Origin of the sequence: Thermodesulfovibrio yellowstonii DSM 11347, assembly GCF_000020985.1 — a bacterium.
Lineage (GTDB): Bacteria > Nitrospirota > Thermodesulfovibrionia > Thermodesulfovibrionales > Thermodesulfovibrionaceae > Thermodesulfovibrio > Thermodesulfovibrio yellowstonii.
Genome location: NC_011296.1, coordinates 96,302 through 115,478 on the forward strand (window position 1 = coordinate 96,302; position 19,177 = coordinate 115,478).

General features: G+C 34.8%; 18 protein-coding genes. 6 read left to right on the forward strand and 12 right to left on the reverse strand.

Annotation, left to right across the window (positions count from 1 at the left end; genetic code table 11):
* Nucleotides 1-11: 11 nt before the first annotated feature.
* From bamA to THEYE_RS00485, 7 genes are read right to left on the reverse strand one after another with little or no spacing between them, the layout of a single operon-like run.
* On the reverse strand, nt 12-2,258 hold the full coding sequence (gene bamA / locus THEYE_RS00455) for an outer membrane protein assembly factor BamA (RefSeq protein ID WP_012546857.1): 2,247 nt from the start codon (nt 2,256-2,258) through the stop codon (nt 12-14).
* A 33-nt stretch (nt 2,259-2,291) separates the two neighbouring features.
* The gene (locus tag THEYE_RS00460; RefSeq protein ID WP_012544969.1) at nt 2,292-3,671 is read right to left on the reverse strand and encodes a phosphomannomutase/phosphoglucomutase; all 1,380 of its coding nucleotides are present in this window, start codon (nt 3,669-3,671) and stop codon (nt 2,292-2,294) included.
* Complete coding sequence (locus THEYE_RS00465) at nt 3,652-5,073, reverse strand: mannose-1-phosphate guanylyltransferase/mannose-6-phosphate isomerase (RefSeq protein WP_012546227.1); 1,422 nt, start codon at nt 5,071-5,073, stop codon at nt 3,652-3,654. Before THEYE_RS00465 ends, THEYE_RS00460 begins: the two co-directional genes overlap by 20 nt.
* Before the next feature lie 9 nt (nt 5,074-5,082).
* Nucleotides 5,083-5,733, reverse strand: coding sequence for a riboflavin synthase (locus THEYE_RS00470; RefSeq protein ID WP_012544953.1), 651 nt, complete (start codon nt 5,731-5,733; stop codon nt 5,083-5,085).
* Nucleotides 5,733-6,338 carry a signal peptidase I gene (gene lepB / locus THEYE_RS00475; RefSeq protein ID WP_012545806.1) on the reverse strand — a complete coding sequence of 202 codons (606 nt, stop codon included), beginning with the start codon at nt 6,336-6,338 and terminating at the stop codon, nt 5,733-5,735. Before lepB ends, THEYE_RS00470 begins: the two co-directional genes overlap by 1 nt.
* A 10-nt stretch (nt 6,339-6,348) precedes the next feature.
* Nucleotides 6,349-8,130, reverse strand: coding sequence for a translation elongation factor 4 (gene lepA, locus THEYE_RS00480; protein ID WP_012546674.1), 1,782 nt, complete (start codon nt 8,128-8,130; stop codon nt 6,349-6,351).
* 6 nt (nt 8,131-8,136) lie between these two features.
* Complete coding sequence (locus tag THEYE_RS00485; protein ID WP_012545468.1) at nt 8,137-9,090, reverse strand: ROK family protein; 954 nt, start codon at nt 9,088-9,090, stop codon at nt 8,137-8,139.
* Between the two features lie 133 nt (nt 9,091-9,223).
* Between THEYE_RS00485 and fabG the strand changes: the two genes are divergently transcribed.
* From fabG to THEYE_RS00515, 6 genes are all read left to right on the forward strand, one after another.
* Nucleotides 9,224-9,961 carry a 3-oxoacyl-[acyl-carrier-protein] reductase gene (gene fabG, locus THEYE_RS00490; RefSeq protein ID WP_012546317.1) on the forward strand — a complete coding sequence of 246 codons (738 nt, stop codon included), beginning with the start codon at nt 9,224-9,226 and terminating at the stop codon, nt 9,959-9,961.
* Nucleotides 9,962-9,984: 23 nt separating this feature from the next.
* Nucleotides 9,985-10,221, forward strand: coding sequence for an acyl carrier protein (gene acpP / locus THEYE_RS00495; protein ID WP_012545237.1), 237 nt, complete (start codon nt 9,985-9,987; stop codon nt 10,219-10,221).
* A 6-nt stretch (nt 10,222-10,227) separates the two neighbouring features.
* Nucleotides 10,228-11,475 (forward strand): beta-ketoacyl-ACP synthase II, encoded by a 1,248-nt coding sequence (gene fabF, locus THEYE_RS00500; RefSeq protein ID WP_012544941.1) that lies wholly within the window; start codon nt 10,228-10,230, stop codon nt 11,473-11,475.
* A 330-nt stretch (nt 11,476-11,805) separates the two neighbouring features.
* Nucleotides 11,806-12,258, forward strand: coding sequence for a hypothetical protein (locus tag THEYE_RS00505; protein WP_164924791.1), 453 nt, complete (start codon nt 11,806-11,808; stop codon nt 12,256-12,258).
* A gap of 32 nt (nt 12,259-12,290) precedes the next feature.
* Nucleotides 12,291-12,707 (forward strand): hypothetical protein, encoded by a 417-nt coding sequence (locus THEYE_RS00510; protein WP_012545298.1) that lies wholly within the window; start codon nt 12,291-12,293, stop codon nt 12,705-12,707.
* A 9-nt stretch (nt 12,708-12,716) separates the two neighbouring features.
* Nucleotides 12,717-13,286 (forward strand): hypothetical protein, encoded by a 570-nt coding sequence (locus THEYE_RS00515; RefSeq protein ID WP_012545954.1) that lies wholly within the window; start codon nt 12,717-12,719, stop codon nt 13,284-13,286.
* Between the two features lie 106 nt (nt 13,287-13,392).
* Here THEYE_RS00515 and THEYE_RS00520 read toward each other — a convergent pair whose 3' ends face one another.
* From THEYE_RS00520 to metK, 5 genes are read right to left on the reverse strand one after another with little or no spacing between them, the layout of a single operon-like run.
* Nucleotides 13,393-13,635: a MoaD/ThiS family protein gene (locus THEYE_RS00520; protein ID WP_012545073.1), complete on the reverse strand. Its 243-nt coding sequence runs from the start codon at nt 13,633-13,635 to the stop codon at nt 13,393-13,395.
* A gap of 51 nt (nt 13,636-13,686) precedes the next feature.
* A complete protein-coding gene (locus THEYE_RS00525) occupies nt 13,687-15,417 on the reverse strand; it encodes an aldehyde ferredoxin oxidoreductase family protein (RefSeq protein ID WP_012546166.1) in 1,731 nt (576 codons plus the stop codon).
* 40 nt (nt 15,418-15,457) lie between these two features.
* Nucleotides 15,458-16,732, reverse strand: coding sequence for a radical SAM/SPASM family putative metalloenzyme maturase (locus THEYE_RS00530; RefSeq protein WP_012545285.1), 1,275 nt, complete (start codon nt 16,730-16,732; stop codon nt 15,458-15,460).
* Nucleotides 16,729-17,988 (reverse strand): adenosylhomocysteinase, encoded by a 1,260-nt coding sequence (gene ahcY, locus THEYE_RS00535; protein ID WP_012545526.1) that lies wholly within the window; start codon nt 17,986-17,988, stop codon nt 16,729-16,731. Before ahcY ends, THEYE_RS00530 begins: the two co-directional genes overlap by 4 nt.
* Nucleotides 17,982-19,142 (reverse strand): methionine adenosyltransferase, encoded by a 1,161-nt coding sequence (gene metK, locus THEYE_RS00540; protein ID WP_012546806.1) that lies wholly within the window; start codon nt 19,140-19,142, stop codon nt 17,982-17,984. Before metK ends, ahcY begins: the two co-directional genes overlap by 7 nt.
* Nucleotides 19,143-19,177 lie beyond the last annotated feature (35 nt).

Here is a 19,177-nt window from a genome sequence, read left to right on the forward strand (position 1 = left end):
CTCCTCCTAATTTAGAAAAATGAACCAAATCCAAATTCAATCTTGGATTTGGACTCTCCTTCCTTTTTATTGAGATTTATTCCATAGTCTATTTTGACAGGTCCGAGCGGTGAAAACCATCTAAAACCGAATCCAGATGTATATTTTATATCAGAACCAAATTTTTCTGCCTCATTATATCCCTTACCCATATCAACAAATATAAGTCCTTTAAGCTTCATTTCAGCCACTATAGGAAAAAGATATTCAATATTGAATATCATTGCTCTTTTTGCTCCAATTGGTTCATTTTTGCTGTCTTTTGGTCCTGCCTCTCCATATCCCACACCTCTTATTGTATCAAGACCACCAATATAAAACCTTTCATAGAGCGGATATTTCTTGCCAAAAAGAGTATCAGACATTCCGAGTCTTCCTCTTAAATGTAAGGTTGATTCCTCAAATATTGGTATATACCAGCCAAGGTCAAGCAAGCTTTTCCAGAAACCCGTGTCTCCTCCCAGTCCTGCAGTAGTTAAGCTCAAAGAATACCTTCTTCCTTTGCTTGGGTCAATATAACTATCTCGGGTATCATTTATAATCTGAAACGTGACAGCACTTGTAAGAAGATTACCCTGCATATCTTTTATTACTGCATCAGCATCTTCATCAACATCTGTAACATTTGATTTTTCAATATCATAGGTGATTGAAGCAGACCAGTCCTCTCCATATCTTTTGCCAAATGTGAGAGAAAGCCCTGTTGCATCTCTTGTATAGTTAACGTACTCTCTTTTCTGCCTATAAAGATTTATTCCGAAAAGAAGAGGTTTATCCAAAAACCATGGGTCTCTAAAAGCAAGAGTATAGTAAGAACTTCTTCCTCCAAGCTCTCCTCTAAGAGTTAAAGAGTAACCCTTACCAAAAAGATTGTTTTGGGTTACATCAACCATACCTATAAGGTTATCAATTGAGCTATATCCACCACCTATTGTCAAAAATCCTGTTGCTTTTTCTTTTACATTCACATCAAGGTCAACAGTTTTTTTATCAGGATCAGGTTTCTGATTTATATCAACTGTCTCAAAGTACTGAAGGTCTTCAAGTCTTTTTTTGCTTTTTTGTATTTTTGATGCAGAATACTCATCACCTTCATCAACTCTGACTTCTCTTCTTATTACTTTGTCAATTGTTTTAACGTTTCCTGAAATATTTACTCTTCCAATAGTAAACTTATCACCTGGCTTAACATTATATGTCACATCAACTGTTAATTTTTCTTCATTTGGAATAACATCAGGAGAAACACTTACAAGAGCATATCCCTTGTCTGAATAAAACGAAGTTATTGCTTCAACATCTTTACGCATTTTTGCTTTACTGAATATTTCTCCTGCTTTTAGCTTTATGAGTTCCTTAAGCTCTGTTCCTTCTTTATTGTCTCTGTATCCTGTGATATTTACTGAAGAGATTTTAAATTGAGGTCCTTCAGAAATCGGAATCATTATTGTCATCCATTTTTTATCTTGGGAAAACTCTATTTTAGGTTCTCCAACTGAGATTTTAAGGTATCCATTGTCGTAGTATAGGTCCTTTATTTTTTCAAGATCCTGTAACATTTCGTACTTTTTATAAAAGCCACTTCCTGTAATAAATGAATAAAACTTTCTTTCAGATGTTGCCATTACTTTTTTAATTTTTCTTGACGAGATTGCTTTATTTCCTTCAAACTTTATCTCTTTTATTTTGACTTTGTTACCTTCATCTATTACATATGTAAGCTCAACTTCTTCCTCTGTTTTTTTCTTTAATACAGGAACAATCTTTGCGAAATAATAACCCTCAGATTCATAAAATGCTTTAAGTCTGAGAGCATTGTCATTTATAAGAGTTACATCTGCTATAGCACCTGCGGTAATTGTAACAACCTCTTTCAATTTATCTTCATCGTACTCTTTATTTCCTTCAAAGCTTACCTTTATAATTGTTGGTTTTTCTTTAACAGAATATATTACTTTTACTCCACCCTCAAAGGGTTCAATATCAACTTTGACATCTTCAAAATAGCCCATTTTATAAATTGATTTTATATCTTCAGAGATTTTTTCTTGAGAAATAACCTCTCCAAGTTTAAGAGAAATCTTATTTTTTACCGCAGCTTCTTCAATTCTTTTAAGTCCTTTTATATCAATGGCTGTAACTACAGGAAGTTCCTGTGCAAAAGATTGCAATGAAAATAAAAAAATGAAAAAAAATATAAGCACTGCTGGTCTTTTCATGAAAACCTCTTTGTCAAAAAGTTTTTAAGTATATCATAATATTTTAAAAAATTGAAACACTTCAAAAAGCTTCTGATGAACAATAGATTTAATCTCTTCAAGGTCATCTTCTGTTTCAGCTTCAAATCTTAAAACTAAGGCAGGCTGAGTATTAGACGCTCTTATTAATGCCCAGCCTTTTTTGAAATTTATTCTTACTCCATCTATAAAATTACATTCAAATTTCTGGAAATAATCCTTAATTTTTTCTACAATCATAAACTTTTTTTCATCTATACAATCAATTCTTATTTCTGGAGTGCTTTGCATTGTTTTTACTCCACATAGAAGTTTTTTTATGCCATATGGTTTACCAGCTTTTTTTACTATTTCTACTAATCTTAATGATGCATATATTGCGTCATCAAATCCAAAATACTTATCACTGAAAAATATATGCCCGCTCATCTCGCCTGCAAGGAGTGCTCCTTCTTCCTTCATTTTTTTCTTTATAAGAGAATGTCCTGTTTTCCACATAACTGGAATGCCACCTGCTTTAGCAATTTCTTCATACATTACTTTTGAGCATTTTACTTCGCCAATTATTTTTGCTCCTTTATTTTCTTCTAAAATATCTTTGGCAAATATAATCATTAACCTATCTCCCCATACAACATCACCTGATTCATCAATAACTCCTATACGGTCTGCATCACCATCAAATCCTATACCAAGATGGGCTTTTTTATTTATAACAGTTTGTATTAAATCTTCCATGTTTTCAAGAACCACAGGATCAGGATGATGATTTGGAAATCTGCCATCAGGCTCACTATAGAGTTCATATACTTCAGCGCCAAGTTTTTTTAGAATCACAGGAGCAACCAATCCAGCTGTGCCATTTCCTGAGTCAACAACAACTTTTATCCCCTCAAAAGAAGTAAAACCGCTTAACATGTAATTAATATAATCATCTGTTATGTTGTATTTTTCAATTTTTCCTGTTTTATTAAAATTAATAAAATCCTTTTTTTCTATAATTTTTTTTAATCTTCTGATTTTTTCACCATAAATGGTCTCTTTGCCTATACTGAGTTTAAATCCGTTAAATTCAGGTGGGTTGTGGCTTCCAGTTATCATTATTCCTGCATCCACAGGAAGTGTAAAAAGCGAAAAATACTGAAGTGGAGTAGGACATAACCCTATATCAATAACATCTACGCCGCATTCTGTAATTCCTTTGAGTAATTCTTTTTTGAGAGTTTCAGACGAAAATCTTGCATCCATTCCAACTGAGATTTTTCGGGGCATTCTTTTTAGTTCTTTGAATACCAGTGAAACAAAGGCTTTTCCAATTAGATAAGAAATTTCCTCTGTAAGGTCTTCTCCATAAATGCCTCTTATGTCATATTCTCTAAATATCCTGTCTTCCATAAACATCCTCAACTCTTTTTATATCATCTTCTTCCACATACTCTCCTACCTGAACTTCAATTATTTCAAGAGGAATTTTCCCTGGGTTTTCAAGCCTATGAAGCGTGCTTTTGGGAACATATACTGATTCATTTTCATGAACAAACTGTTCTCTGTCGCCAATTTTTACTTTTGCAGTTCCCTTTACAACAACCCAGTGTTCAGAACGATGATGATGCATTTGAAGAGATAGTGTTTCTCCTGGTTTTACTGATATTCTCTTTATTTTATATCTTAACCCTTTCTCAAGTAGAGTATAGCTTCCCCACGGCCTGTAAACTGTTACATGCTCTTCAACCTGTGGAAGCGCTTTTTCAGAAAGAATTTTTACGATATCTTTGACTTTCTGGCATTCTCCTTTTTTTGCAATTAGCAAAGCATCTTCTGTTTCAACAACTACCATATCCTGAATACCTAAGGTAGTAATAAATCTTTTGTTACCTATAATAAGGCTTCCATTTGTCTCTATATTTACGCAATCACCTACTATTGCATTACCAGTTGGGTCTTTATCTAAAACATCATATAAACTTTCCCATGAACCTATATCAGACCAGAATATATCAAGTGGAAGGAGCATTCCTTTTTCAGTTTTTTCCATAATTGCATAATCAATAGAGATGTCTGACAGATTTTGAAACTCTTTCAAAGCTTCATCATATGATTTTTCAAATAATTCTCCCAATTGGGGTGTATACTTCTTAAAATCCTCAATTATTGTATTAACTTTAAATGTAAACATTCCTGAATTCCAGTAGTAGTTTCCTTCTTTAATATATCTTTTTGCATTATCAAAATCGGGTTTTTCCACAAATTTTTCAACCTTATAGAAATTTCCGAATTCTGCAGGCTGACTTTTTACTTTTATGTATCCATAGCCTGTTTCAGGACGAGTTGGTTTTATGCCGAATGTTACAATAGTTTCTTTTTTAGCACATTCTTCCGAAGCTTTAATGAATTCAATAAATTTTTCATCTGGTTTAATTAAGTGGTCCGAGGGACAAACAAAGAATATCTCATCTTGAGAGATTCCTTTTTCTATTGCATATCTTATTGCAAGAGCAATTGCAGGTGCTGTATTTTTTGACACAGGTTCAATTACAATCTCAATTTTTGGCTTATTTGTTAGTTTATTTGCTAACTCTTCTAATTGATTAATAACATAAAACTTATGTTTCTCATTTGTTACAATGAAAATATCTGCATCTGGATAGCAACATATTCTTTTTATAGTCTTCTGAAAGAAACTTTCATGTTCATCATGTTTTGAAATTGAAAACTTTAGAAACTGTTTTGGAAAGTTTTTCCTTGACATAGGCCATAGCCTTGTTCCAGAGCCTCCTGCGAGAACTATAAATTTCATCTTTGCTCCTTAAATATATCCATAGTCCCTTAGTTTCCCAAGAAGTCGCTCTTCTTTAACATTAACTGACTGATTTACAAATTTTTCTACATATTTAGCAATTATATCAGATTCAAGGTTAACTTTGTCTCCAACTTTTTTAAGTCCTATTGTTGTCATATTAGCAGTATGAGGTATAACTACAACTGTAAATGAGTCTGATAAAATATCCACAATTGTAAGACTTATGCCATCTACAGTAATTGAACCTTTTTTAATGCAATATCTAAGAATTTCTTCTGGAGCTTCAATCTCTATTTTTAAATCATTACCTATTTTTTCAATTTTTCTTATTTTACCAATTCCCTCAACATGTCCGCTTACAAGATGTCCTCCAAGTCTTGTATTAAGAGTTAGTGCAGGCTCTAAATTAACATATTCGTCTTTTTTAAGTTCTCCAAGTGTGGTTTTTTGTAGTGTTTCATGTGATACATCAAAAGAAATTATATTTTTTGATGTATCCATCTCACAAATTGTAAGGCAGACTCCGTTTACAGATATGCTGTCACCTATATTTGAATTATCTATCAGTTTTTTTGAAAATACCTTCAGCCTTGCTCCCTGAGCAAGTTTTCGAACTTCATGAATTTTTCCAAGTTCAACAATAATTCCAGTAAACATTACTTTATAAGTTTACCAATCCTTTGAAGTCTTGGTTTATGATTATCATTGTCCCATGACCAGTATATAATAAATGCTTTGCCTTTTACATCTTTTAAATCAACAAAACCCCAAAAACGGCTATCATAGCTCTGATCCCTGTTGTCTCCCATTACAAAAAGTTTATGAGGAGGGACCTTAATTGGTCCAAAATTATCCCTCGGATCAAGCTCTCTTGGATGAATATATGAATCCGTATGTCTTGCATAGGGCTCTTTAAGTTCAATTCCATTAACGAAGACTTTTTTATTTTTTATCTCCACAGTGTCTCCTTCAACTCCTATTACTCTTTTTATAAAATCTCTACTCGGGTCTTCAGGATACTTGAACACTATTATATCTCCTCTCTTAGGAGTTTCAAAAACTAAAATTTTTTCATCTGATAGCGGCGGATTGACTCCATATATGAATTTATTTACAAGAAGATGATCCCCTATCAACAGCGTTGGAATCATTGACCCAGAAGGTATTTTAAAGGCTTGAACAATGTACGCTCTTATAAATAAAGCAATTAATATGGCAATTCCGATACTTTTTACATATTCAAGAATTTTTTTACCTGTCATTTTTTTCTCCTTATTCAACTTTTAGAACTGAAAGAAATGCTTCTTGTGGTATTTCAACTCGTCCAATTTGTTTCATTCTTTTTTTCCCTTCCTTCTGTTTTTCAAGAAGTTTTTTCTTTCTTGTCACGTCACCTCCATAACATTTTGCAAGAACATTTTTCTTAAGCGGTGCTATGCTCTCTCTTGCTATAATTTTGCCACCAATTGCAGCCTGAATTACAACTTCAAAAAGCTGTCTTGGAATTACAGTTCTCAGTTTTTGGGCTATTGCACGACCTTTATAATAAGCCTTATCTTTATGGACAATAATTGATAAGGCATCTACTTGTTCTCCATTAATAAGAATATCAAGCCTTACAAGTTCGGAAGGTCTATATCCAATAAATTCATAATCCATTGATGCATAACCTTTGGAAAGAGATTTAAGCTTATCATAAAAATCCCATAAAATTTCATTCAGTGGCATTTCATAAATAAGAAGAATTCTGTCCTTTGTTATATAGGAAAATTCTTTTTGAATTCCTCTTTTTTCTTGACAGAGTTTTAAAATCTCTCCTACAAATTGTTCTGGTACGATTATGGAGACTTTCATAAAAGGCTCTTCAATTTTTTCATATATTTTAGGCATTTTACTTGGATTGTCAATAAGATATTCTCCCTTTTTATCAACAATTTTATATCTTACAGTGGGTGCTGTACTTATAAGAGAAAGATTAAACTCTCTTTCAAGGCGTTCTTTTATGATTTCCATATGTAGTAAGCCCAAAAAACCGCATCTAAATCCAAATCCAAGTGCTGCTGATGTTTCGGGTTCAAAGAAAAAAGAAGAATCATTTAATCTGAGTTTTTCAAGAGCAGTTTTTAACTCTTCATATTGATGAGTTTCAGTTGGATAAAGTCCGCAAAATACCATTGGTTTAACTTCTCTGAAACCTGCAAGGGGGGTTTTTGCAGGATTTTCTGCAAGGGTAATTGTATCTCCTATTTTTGTGTCAGCAATGTTTTTAATTCCAGCTATAATAAATCCTACTTCACCTGCTTCAAGTTTTTCTATATCCTTAGGAAAAGGAGTGAGAATGCCAAGTCTCTGAACTTCATATTCTTTCCCTGTTGCAAATAGTTTTATTCTCATTCCTGGTTTTATTATTCCATCAAAAACCCTGACAAGAACAATAACACCTAAGTAGTTATCAAACCAGGAGTCAAATATCATTGCACGGAGTGGTGATTGAAGATCACCCTTTGGTGGAGGGATTCTTTTTACAACTGCTTCAAGAATTTCTTTGGTCCCTGTTCCTTCTTTTGCAGAAGCCAAGATTGCTTCAGAAGAACTAATACCTAAAATATCTTCTATTTGCTTTTTTACCTTGTCAGGATCAGCTTGGGGAAGGTCTATTTTGTTTATCACTGGAATTATTTCATGATTATGTTCAATTGCAAGATAAGCATTTGCAACAGTTTGAGCCTCTACTCCCTGCGTTGCATCAACTACAAGAAGGCTTCCTTCACAGCATGCCAAAGAACGAGATACTTCATAGGAAAAATCTACATGCCCAGGAGTATCAATAAGATTCAGGATATATGTTTGTCCATCCTCACTTTTATAGTTAAGTCTCACTGCATGAGCTTTGATTGTAATGCCCCTTTCCCTTTCAAGATCCATTGAATCAAGAATCTGTCCCATCTTGCCACCGAGATTAACAGCACCTGTAAACTCAAGGAGCCTGTCTGCAAGGGTAGATTTTCCATGATCTATATGAGCAATTATTGAGAAATTTCTGATTTTTTTCATAGAAACTTAGTTTTTTGGCTCTTTTAATTTTCTATCAGGAAACTGCTTCAGATTTTCATTTATTAAAATTGCGACAGCACCCAGAACTCCACCTTTATCTACCAGAGAAGATTGAGTTATGCTAACTGATTCCGCAATTCCTATCATTGCTCTTTTTTTGGCTTCCTGAATGGCTGTTTCAAGATAGATATTTATTGCTTTAGAAAGTCCACCCGTTAAAATAATTTTTTCAGGTCCGAAAATATTTATTAAATTTGCTATTCCTGCACCAAGAGCCTTACCTGCTTCCTTAAGAACACTTCTACACAAATGATCGCCTTCCATTGCTGCTTTATATATATCTTCTGAAGTTGCTCTATATATATTGCCTTCATAAAGTTTTTTAATATAACTTTCCTCACCATTTTCAACTCGTTCTATAAGATTATCTTTTATAGCCCGAGCTGAAGCATATACTTCAAGGCATCCTGTGTTACCACAATTACAGAATTTTCCCTGATAATTAATGCTCATGTGTCCAACCTCCAATGGAAACTGGGCTATTTCTCCATCAAACCAGAACCCACCACCGATTCCTGTTCCAAGAGTAAGAAGAATAAAACTAAATGAGCCCTTACCTTGTCCAAATAAGGCTTCCGCAACTGTTGCAACAGTTGCATCATTTTCTATTTTTACATTCATGTTATATCTATTTTCTAATTCCTTTTTTAAAGGGAATTTATTTAAAAAAGGTATGTTAGCGGCTTTAATTACGTTACCTTCCTTATCCACTAAACCAGCAATGCCGACTCCTATTCCTTTAATTTTAAATTCATTACAAATGCTGTCTATTTCTTCAATAATTTTTTCCATAGGATTGTTGCCTGTTGGGAATTTGCATATTTTGATGGTTTCCCAGTCTGTTGAAATTATACCGATTTTAATATAAGTGCCACCTATGTCTATTCCAATGTAATACATAAAAAAATATTATATCATAATATTTAAGTTCCTATCCTTTTAAATTCCAAATTTATTTATAACTATGGGGTGGAATTTTTAGATAGATTTTTTTTATAATTTGATTTTCAGATAATATTCAAGGAGGTTTTTTATGAAAGGACAAACAGCTGTAATAACTGGCTCTTCAAGAGGAATTGGAAGAACCGCAGCTGAAGAACTTGCTAAGAAAGGTGTGCAAATTGTAATTGTTGATATAAATGGGGGTAATGCTGAAAAAGTTGCTGAAGAGATTAAATCACAGTATGGTGTTGAAACCTTAGGAATTAAAGCTGATATCTCTAACTCAGAAGATGTAAAAAGGCTATTTGAGGAAGCAGTAAAAAAATTTTCTAAAATTGAAATTCTTGTAAACAATGCGGGTATAACAAGGGATAATCTTCTTATAAGAATGAAAGATGAAGAATGGGATGCTGTTTTAAATATAAATCTTAAAGGAGCATTTCTTTGTTCAAGAGAAGCTATTAAGATTATGTCAAAAAATAAATATGGAAGAATTATAAATATTGCTTCTGTTGTAGCTTTTATCGGAAATCCCGGTCAAGTTAATTATTCAGCATCAAAGGCAGGCTTGGTGGCTCTAACCAAGACATTAGCAAAAGAGTATGCTTCAAGAGGAATAACTGTTAACGCAGTTGCTCCAGGTTTTATCCAAACAGCTATGACAGAACAACTACCAGAAAAGGTTAAAGAGGAAATGTTGAGAATGATTCCTTTATCAAGATTTGGGACAACTCAGGACGTTGCAAATGCTATAACATTTCTGGCTTTGCCAGAATCTGGATATATAACCGGGCAGGTTATTCATGTAAATGGCGGAATGTACATGTAAAAAAGAAAAAAAGGAGGTAAATAATGGTAGAGGAAAAAGTAAAAGAAATCATAGCAAAGCAGCTTGGTGTTGAAGTATCACAGGTGACACCAGAGGCGTCTTTTGTTGAAGACCTTGGAGCAGACTCTCTTGATACTGTTGAGCTTGTTATGGCTTTTGAGGAAGCTTTTGGAATTGAGATTCCTGATGAAGATGCGGAAAAGATTGGTAAAGTAAAAGACGCTATAGAGTATATAAAAAACAAAATAAATCAGGCATAGTTATTTATGAGCAAAAGAAGAGTTGTTGTGACCGGGTTGGGAATGATTTCCCCTCTCGGTCTTGATGTTCAATCCTCTTGGCAGGCAATTATTCAAGGCAAATCAGGAGTTGGTTACATTACTCATTTTGATGCTAAGGACTATCCTGTAAGAATAGCCGCTGAAGTTAAAGGATTTGATCCGACAAAATATATTGAACTAAAAGAAGTAAAAAAAATGGACAGATTTATTCATTTTGCAATTGCTGCTACTGAGATGGCAATTGCAGATTCGGAGTTAGAAATCACTCCTGAAAACTCAGAAAGGATAGGAATTGTTATTGGCTCTGGAATGGGTGGACTCCCAGCAATTGAGTATTATCATCAGATATTACTTGAAAAAGGCTGGAAAAGAGTGAGCCCCTTCTTCATTCCTATGGTTATCATTAATCTTGCAGCAGGACAGATATCAATAAGATATGGAATAAAAGGTCCTAATCTTGCTGTAACAACTGCCTGTGCTACAGGAAACCATTCAATTGGCGAAGCTTTCAGAATGATTCAGTATGGTGACGCAGATGTAATGATTGCAGGTGGTGCAGAAGCTGTGATTACACCAATGGCTGTTGCAGGATTTGCAATAATGAGGGCTTTGTCAACAAGAAATGAGGAACCAGAAAAAGCAAGCAGACCTTTTGATGCTGATAGAGACGGATTTGTAATGGGAGAAGGTTCTGGAATCCTTATTCTTGAGGAGCTTGAACATGCCTTAAAAAGAGGTGCTAAAATTTATGCAGAACTTGTGGGATATGGGATGACTTCAGATGCTTATCATATTACAGCTCCTGCTCCTGAAGGTGAAGGAGGTGCAAGATGCATGAAAATGGCATTGAATGATGCAGGAATATCTCCAGAAGAGATAGATTACATAAATGCTCATGGAACAGCTACAAAACAAGGAGATGAACTTGAGACGCAGGCTATAAAAACAATATTTGGTGAACATGCCTATAAACTTTGTGTAAGTTCTACAAAATCAATGACAGGACATCTACTTGGTGCTGCTGGAGGTGTTGAGGCTATATTTACAATATTGAGTATATATGAAGATATTGTGCCTCCTACCATTAATCTTGATAATCCTGATCCAGAATGTGATCTTGACTATGTTCCTTATAATGCAAAGAAAAAAGAAATTAAATACGCTATGACAAACTCATTTGGTTTTGGCGGAACTAATGCCTCTCTCATCTTTAAGAAATTTACAGATAATTAAATTAATGTTCTAATAAAGCCTTTCTTCAGTGTTTGTCTTATTCTTTCTGCGGAAACATTTTTGTTTAATGCTTCTTTCATCATTCTCATAAATAGAGATAATAAAAAATAAACTACCAGATGATTTATTATACTTTTCTCTGTATAATATTTTGACAATTTTTGTTTCTCTAAGGAACTGAAGAATTTTGAAAAAGCTGATATTAAAGGTTATTCTGAAGAAACTGTAAAAAAGTGTTTACAATCATCTAAAATTTTCATTGATTTTTTCAAAGTTTCTTTTTCAAAATAGTTCCATGCTTTTGAAATTTTTCTGAGGAGGAGGTGAAGATTGAACAGAAAGCTATTTATTCTAAGTATTTTGTGCCTTTGTTTTAGTTTCAGCGCATTAGATATCAGTGCACAGCTCCCGTTAAGTGTGACACCACCAAAAGTTAATGAAAAAATTCAAAAACAAAAACAGCAAACATTGCAGCCACCAAAGGTTAATGAGAATATCCAGAAACAACAACCACTACCTACAGTAAAGAGTAGAGAATTCCGAAACATTGACTTTATCGCCATTCCTTATGTCCAAAGCAGAGAGTTTCCTAACATTGATTTTGAAGTAATCAAGCTTACAAAGAGTAGAGAGTTTGCTAATATTGATTTTACTGCTACGCCCCTAATGAAAAGCAGGGAGTTTTCTAACATTGACTTTGAAGCAATTAAGGTTACAAAGAGCAGAGAATTTACCAATATTGATTTTATTGGCGTAAAAATTCTTGACTCACAGAAAAAATAGTAAATTGTAAAAAAAGCTTAAGAGGAGGAAAAATGAAAGTAAATTTTAACAACGCTTTAGTAATCTCTTTAGTAATAACAGTTTTATTATCCTCAGCAAGTTTTGCCTTAGCCCATGACCCTTCAACTACAAATTATCCTCAACTTAGTCACATTCATGTTAAAGGAAAAATAACCGCCCCTGATGGTTCTGTTATTCGCCTTCCTGAAGGAGCAATGGTAAAAGCTATGTCAAGTGAAGCATTTCGTTTTATACCAAGTGAGTGTCACGCGAATCAAAGCCCTGTTACTTCACCTATAAATCCAAATACAGGTGAGTATGAGTTGATATTTTATTTCAAGGCTGATTCCGAGAAATGTAGGGACGAATTTCAAAGAAGACCCTTAGATACATCAAAAATACAAATTATTAACGCTCCTGGATATGAATTTAAAAGAAAAACAAATTAGGAGAATAAAATGAAAAAATTATTTACTTATCTCAGCATTTTAAGTTTAATTTTATTTGTCTTCTCTTTAGCCTATGCAGAAACTCCGCCTCAACCAAAAGACCAGCTTAAATCTCCTGTAGACAAAGATAAACTAAAACAGATTAAACCAATTCCTCCACCAAAATGTCCTGACCCAGCAGTTCAGAGAATTGATTTTACCGTTGTTTCAAAAACGAGTCAGTTCTCAGGAAAAGTTAGAATAACAGGTGTGGTAAAAAATATGGGAGTTGAGCCATACATTTCAGGACCAAATCAGCAGGCTGTTTATCTCTATGAAATTCCTATGGGTGGAAAAGCTAACCTTGTAGCTACAAAAAAATTCCAGAATTTAAATCCCGGGCAGGAAATAACAGTTAGCTATGAACGTAACTGGAATGCCTCCTCACCTTCTGAGGGCGAATTTCCACCATCTTACAGGGTAGTTATTGCCTATGACCCTGATATAAGAATGGATAGCAATCCTAAAAACGATGACTGCAACATGAATAACAATCAAAAAGAAAGAAGCGGGACAGAGATAAACGCCTTATTTAGATAGGAAAACTTGCCTGCAGGAAATGGTGCTAAGAAAATGAGCCTGCAGGCATTAATTTTCTAAAACTGCATTTTCCCTATTAGTTTGACTATTATTTTTTTCTTCAAACCTATCCGCCTGCGATAGGAGGGAAAAGACTTATTTCATCACCATCTTTTATTTGAATAGAAAGGTTGGTAAGAATAACTCCATTAAGAACAACTATGAAGGGTTTTTTATTTAGGCTTAAAAAATCAATTAATTCATAAATAGTTAGAGGTTTCTCAGTTTCCACAATAAGGTCTTTTTCTTCATTTCTGGGGAAGTCTTTTTCTGATTTTATACCACCAAAAAGTTTAACAACTACTTTCATTTTTAAAATTTGCTCAGGGATGGCAGTCACCAACCCTGAGCAGTAGAAATTTTACCAGTTAAATAGTTGGTCAAGCTCTTCATCTTTTACCTGAAATACTGTATTGTGTGGTGGAAGAGGCTCTTTATAGAAAAATCTTGGAAGTCTGTCATGCTCTTTTGTAAATCCTGCACGAAGATTGAAATCTCTTTCAAATTTGAGAACCTTTTTCCCGTATTCAACTACATCTTTATCAGTCATATTCCAACCATAAAAGGCATTGAGCATATCAAGCAAAGCCTGATTAGTTTCTGGCTGGTCAAGTAGTGCAAAAGCTATAAAAAGACACATGCCTGTTGAATCTACAAAAGCTGTTGCAATCTGAAGATTACGTGAGAGCTCAACTTGTCCTTCAGGCTTAAGAGGATCAACAAATCCACCTGTTTTTAAAACATTAAGCGCAATTGAATATCCTGCAGTGTGATCTGCGCCCATAGGGCTTGTTGCATATGTGACTCCGATTCCCTGAACTGCTCTTGGATCATAAGCTGGAAGTGCTTGCCCTTTCACAACAGGCACTCTTTCAACTCCGAAAGCTTTGCCAGTGAATGCTGCTCCATTTCCTATAATTCTTCCAAGATGTGTTCCTTTACCCACCTCATGTAGGAGATTTATTGCAGCATCAGCATCTCCCCACTTAAGCAATCCAGCTTCCATTGCAACTGCAATTGTTGCGCCCATCTCAATGGTGTCAACTCCATAGTTGTCACATAGAAAATCCATCATAGCTATTTTATCTATGTCATCAACCCCGCAGTTTCCACCCAATGCCCATACTGTTTCGTATTCAGGTTGTTTAGTGAGATAATGTCCATCTTTGTCATGATAAATTCCTGAACAACGTATAACACATCCCCTGTGGCATCCATGTGTAGGGTTTCCACCTCTTTGTTTTTCAAGCTCTGCTTCCACTTCACCACTGATTTTTCTTGCTCCAGCAAAACGTCCTTCTTTGAAGTTATAGGTAGGATATGCTCCAACTTCATTTATTATGTTTGTTAATACATTTGTTCCATAAGCAGGAAGTCCTTGTCCTGTTACAGGATGTTTCTGAAGTCCTGCAACAAATTTTTTATTTGCTTCTTTAAATGCTTCTACATTTTTTGGCTGTCTTGGTGTTGTTTCAGTATCATCAAGAACAATAACTTTTACTCCTTTTGAACCCATCACCGCACCAACCCCGCCTCTTCCTGCATGTCTTGTTGGTCTAAGTTCCATATCAGTCAATGCAACAGATGCACCTGACATTTTCATTTCACCTGCAGGACCAATACTTACACAGGCAATTTTTTCTCCGAACTCTTTTTTCATTTTTTCAATAAGATCATAGTTTGGAAGCATTTTAAGAGAATTGTCTTTTTCAACCTTAACACCATTTTTGTTAATATAAATTTTATATGTATCATCTCCCTTAGGCTTTCCTTCAAGGACAATTGCTGCAATTCCGAGTCTTCCAAGAACCTGTCCTGCCTGTCCTCCTGAATTTGCTTCTTTAATCCCTCCTGTAAGAGGACTTTTGCATCCTACAGAAGTTCTTCCAGACATTGCTGCAGCGCTTCCACCAAGAAGTCCGCAGGCTATTACAAGTTTATTGTCAGCACTCAATGGATGACAAAGGGGGTCAACTTCTTTTGATATTATTGCTGAAGTAAGTGCTCTTCCACCAAGTCCTTCATATTGACCTAAATCCTCAAATTTTACTTCAGGTGCATCTTCACTCATGTTAATTCTTAAAATTTTCATAAAGCACCTCCTTTGATTGGACTAATAATTATTTAGTCAATTATATCATACAGTAAAATAAACCGCCACACCATAGACATGCTCCACATGGAACATCATTGGTATAGCAGTCATAGAGAAAATCTTCAAGTTCCATAAGGTCACAAAGGGCAAAGTTACAGTCATAGCAATAAGGAAAGTCATACTTTAAAACTGAATTGATGAAATTTGTGTATTCAGATGAATTGAGTATATAACCAGGGTCTTTGTCCTTAATATTCCCAAATGTCCAGCGTTTAACTGATTTTTTAAGTCCAGCAATATAGCATGTAAAACTGTGCCATAAAAAATAACATGGTGAAACTTCTCCATCAACTCCAATAAATAAACATTTTTCTTCAAGAAAATCACATTTTCTACGAGGTGCAGGATTGGTTTTTGGAATTTGAATTGATATATCCAGTTTTTTTGATAGTCTTTTTACCTCTTTCAAAACTAAATTTACTTCTTTTATGAGTTTTTCATCTCTGTTTATTAAATTTTGCATATGAAGTGTAAGTCCTTTTTCAGTTGCTTCGTCATACATTCCCTTAAAAAGTCTCATAGCTTCATTTTCTTCAGGAAAAAACTCTGGTAGGGCTTTCTTTTTCATAAGCTCAAGCCATTCATTTATTGTATAGCCTGCTTTTTCAAGTAATGTAAGCCATTTCTTGAATATTTTTACTGATTCTTCATTGTTTGTTTCATATGCAACTTTATTTAAAACTAAAGGCGAATAGGGAATTAAATGAGAAAGAATTATAAAATCTATACCATATTTTGAAGCTTCTTTAATGGTGGGAACAATTTGATCAAGGTTATCCCTGGTTATAACAGTTTCTATGCCGCTTTGGAGTTTTCCATTGTTGTTTAGTTTTATACGATAGATAGTTTCAAGAGCCTTTTCACCATACTCAGGTTCATGAAGTCCATTTACAGGAGTAAGGCTATCAATTGAAACACAGATTTTATTTAAGCCAGCCTTTACAAGTTCTTTTAATTTTTCATCTGTTAGAAGCACGCCATTTGTTTGAAATCCGATTAAAGCTCCCTCAGGCATGTAAGCACTTGCTAAAGCAATGAAGTTTTCAATATTTGGATGCAGAAGTGGTTCACCAATTCCATTAAGAATCAGGCTTTTAATATAGGGGAAAAGAGGTTTAAGCCTGCTGAATGTTTCAAAATCCATCTCTGAATCAGGATGATGATAATTAGGACTCTGTTTAGGACAGATCTCGCAATGAAGATTGCATTTTGTAGTTATCTCTACAGAAAGTTTCTCAGGCAGTCCAATCATGTCCCCATCTGCCAGCTATGGAGATATTTATCCTGTTCTTTTGTTAGTTTGTCAATTTTTATTCCCATGCTTTCAAGTTTTAGTCGGGCAATTTCTCTGTCAATTTCTTCAGGTACAGAATACACCTTTTTTTCTAATTTTTTAGCATTTTTAAATATATATTCAGCAGAAAGTGCCTGATTGGCAAAACTCATATCCATAACTGCCGCAGGATGCCCTTCTGCTGCACTCAAATTTACAAGTCTGCCTTCTGCAAGCAGATAAATTCTTCTACCGTCCTTCAGGGTGTATTCTTCAACAAACTCTCTAATGACTCTCTTTGACTTTGAAAGTTTATTTAAACCTTCAATGTCTATTTCTACATTAAAATGTCCTGTATTTGCTACAATTGCACCATTTTTCATCTTTGAAAATACGTTTTCAGAGATTACATTTATGTTTCCTGTAACCGTGACAAAAATGTCACCAATCTTTGCAGCATCAATTATGGGCATTACATCAAATCCATCCATTACTGCTTCAAGAGCTTTTAAAGGGTCTACTTCTGTGACAACTACCCTTGCACCCATGCCTTTTGCTCTCATTGCAACTCCTCTTCCACACCATCCATAACCACAAACAACAAAAATAGAACCAGCAAGCAGTCTGTTGGTGGCTCTAAGAATTCCATCTATTGTGCTCTGTCCTGTTCCATAACGATTATCAAAAAGATGCTTTGTGTAAGCATCATTAACAGCTATTACAGGATACTTAAGTGCACCATCATCTGCCATTGCTCTTAGCCTTATTACACCTGTTGTTGTTTCTTCTGTCCCGCCAAGAACATGGGAAAGAAGTTTTCTTTTTTCTTTATGAAGTGTTGATACCAAATCAGCTCCGTCATCCATTGTTATATGCGGCTTTATTTCAAGAGCCTGATAGATATGTTTATAATATGTATCTCTATCTTCTCCTTTAATTGCAAACACAGGAATTTTGTAATATTTAACCAATGCAGATGCTACATCATCCTGAGTGCTTAAAGGATTTGATGCACAAAGCGCAAGCTCAGCTCCACCTTCTTTAAGGGTTATCATTAAATTAGCTGTTTCTGTTGTTACATGAAGGCAGGCAGCAAGCTTTACTCCCTTAAGAGGTTTTTCTTTTTTGAATCTATCCCGAATCATTCTTAAAACAGGCATATCCATCTCAGCCCATTCTATACGGAGTTTGCCTTTTTCAGCTAATTTAATGTCTTTGATGTCGTATTTTAGCAAAGTTCAGCCTCCTTTCTTAATGTTTCTGCCATGTCTGTTTGCTCCCATGTGAAATCAGGGTCAGGTCTTCCAAAATGACCATAGGCAGCGGTTTTCTTAAAAATTGGTCTTCTAAGTTGAAGTTTCTCAATTATGCCTTTCGGCGTTAAATTAAAGACTTTCTTAACAATTTCCTCCATCTTTCTATCTTCAATTTTACCTGTGCCAAAGCTGTTGATATAAACAGAAACTGGCTCTGGGACACCTATTACATAGGCAATCTGAATCTCTACTCTATCACAAAGTCCTGCTGCAACAAGATTTTTAGCAATATATCTTGCCATGTATGAGCCAGAACGGTCTACCTTTGTAGCATCCTTTCCTGAAAAACAGCCACCTCCATGTCTTGCTACGCCACCATAAGTATCAACAATGATTTTTCTTCCTGTAAGCCCTGTATCTCCCATAGGACCGCCAATCACAAATCTTCCTGTGGGATTTATAAAGTATTGGACAGTTTCTTCATCAAGAAGTTCTTTTGGAACAACAGGTTTTATTACCTTTTCAACAATATCCTCCCTCATTTCTCTTAAAGTGATGTCAGGTGCATGCTGCGCTGAAACAACTATACTTTTAACCTGATAGGGTTTTCCATCTCTATATTCTATAGTAACCTGAGTTTTTCCATCAGGTCTCAGATAAGTAAGAATGTCTTTTTTCCTTACCTCTGCAAGCTTCATTGCAAGTTTGTGAGCAAGCATTATAGGCATTGGCATAAGTTCTTCTGTTTCATTGCAGGCAAATCCAAACATAAGCCCTTGGTCCCCTGCACCTCCTGGATCAACTCCCATAGCAATATCAGGAGATTGTTCATGAATTGATGTAATAACTGCACAGGTCTCATAATCAAACCCATACTTTGCTCTTGTATATCCAATTTCTTTAACTGTCTCTCTTATAACAGAGGGAATATCTACGTAACAGTTGGTTGTAATCTCTCCTGCGACCATAACAAGTCCTGTAGTTACTAAAGTTTCACAGGCTACTCTTGAATAGGGGTCTTTTGAAATCATAGCATCAAGTATTGCATCAGAAATCTGATCAGCCACTTTATCTGGATGTCCCTCTGTAACTGATTCAGAGGTGAAAATATAGTCCTTTCTGTCTCCTAACATTATATTGCCTCCTTTGTTTTATGTCTGAATACAGC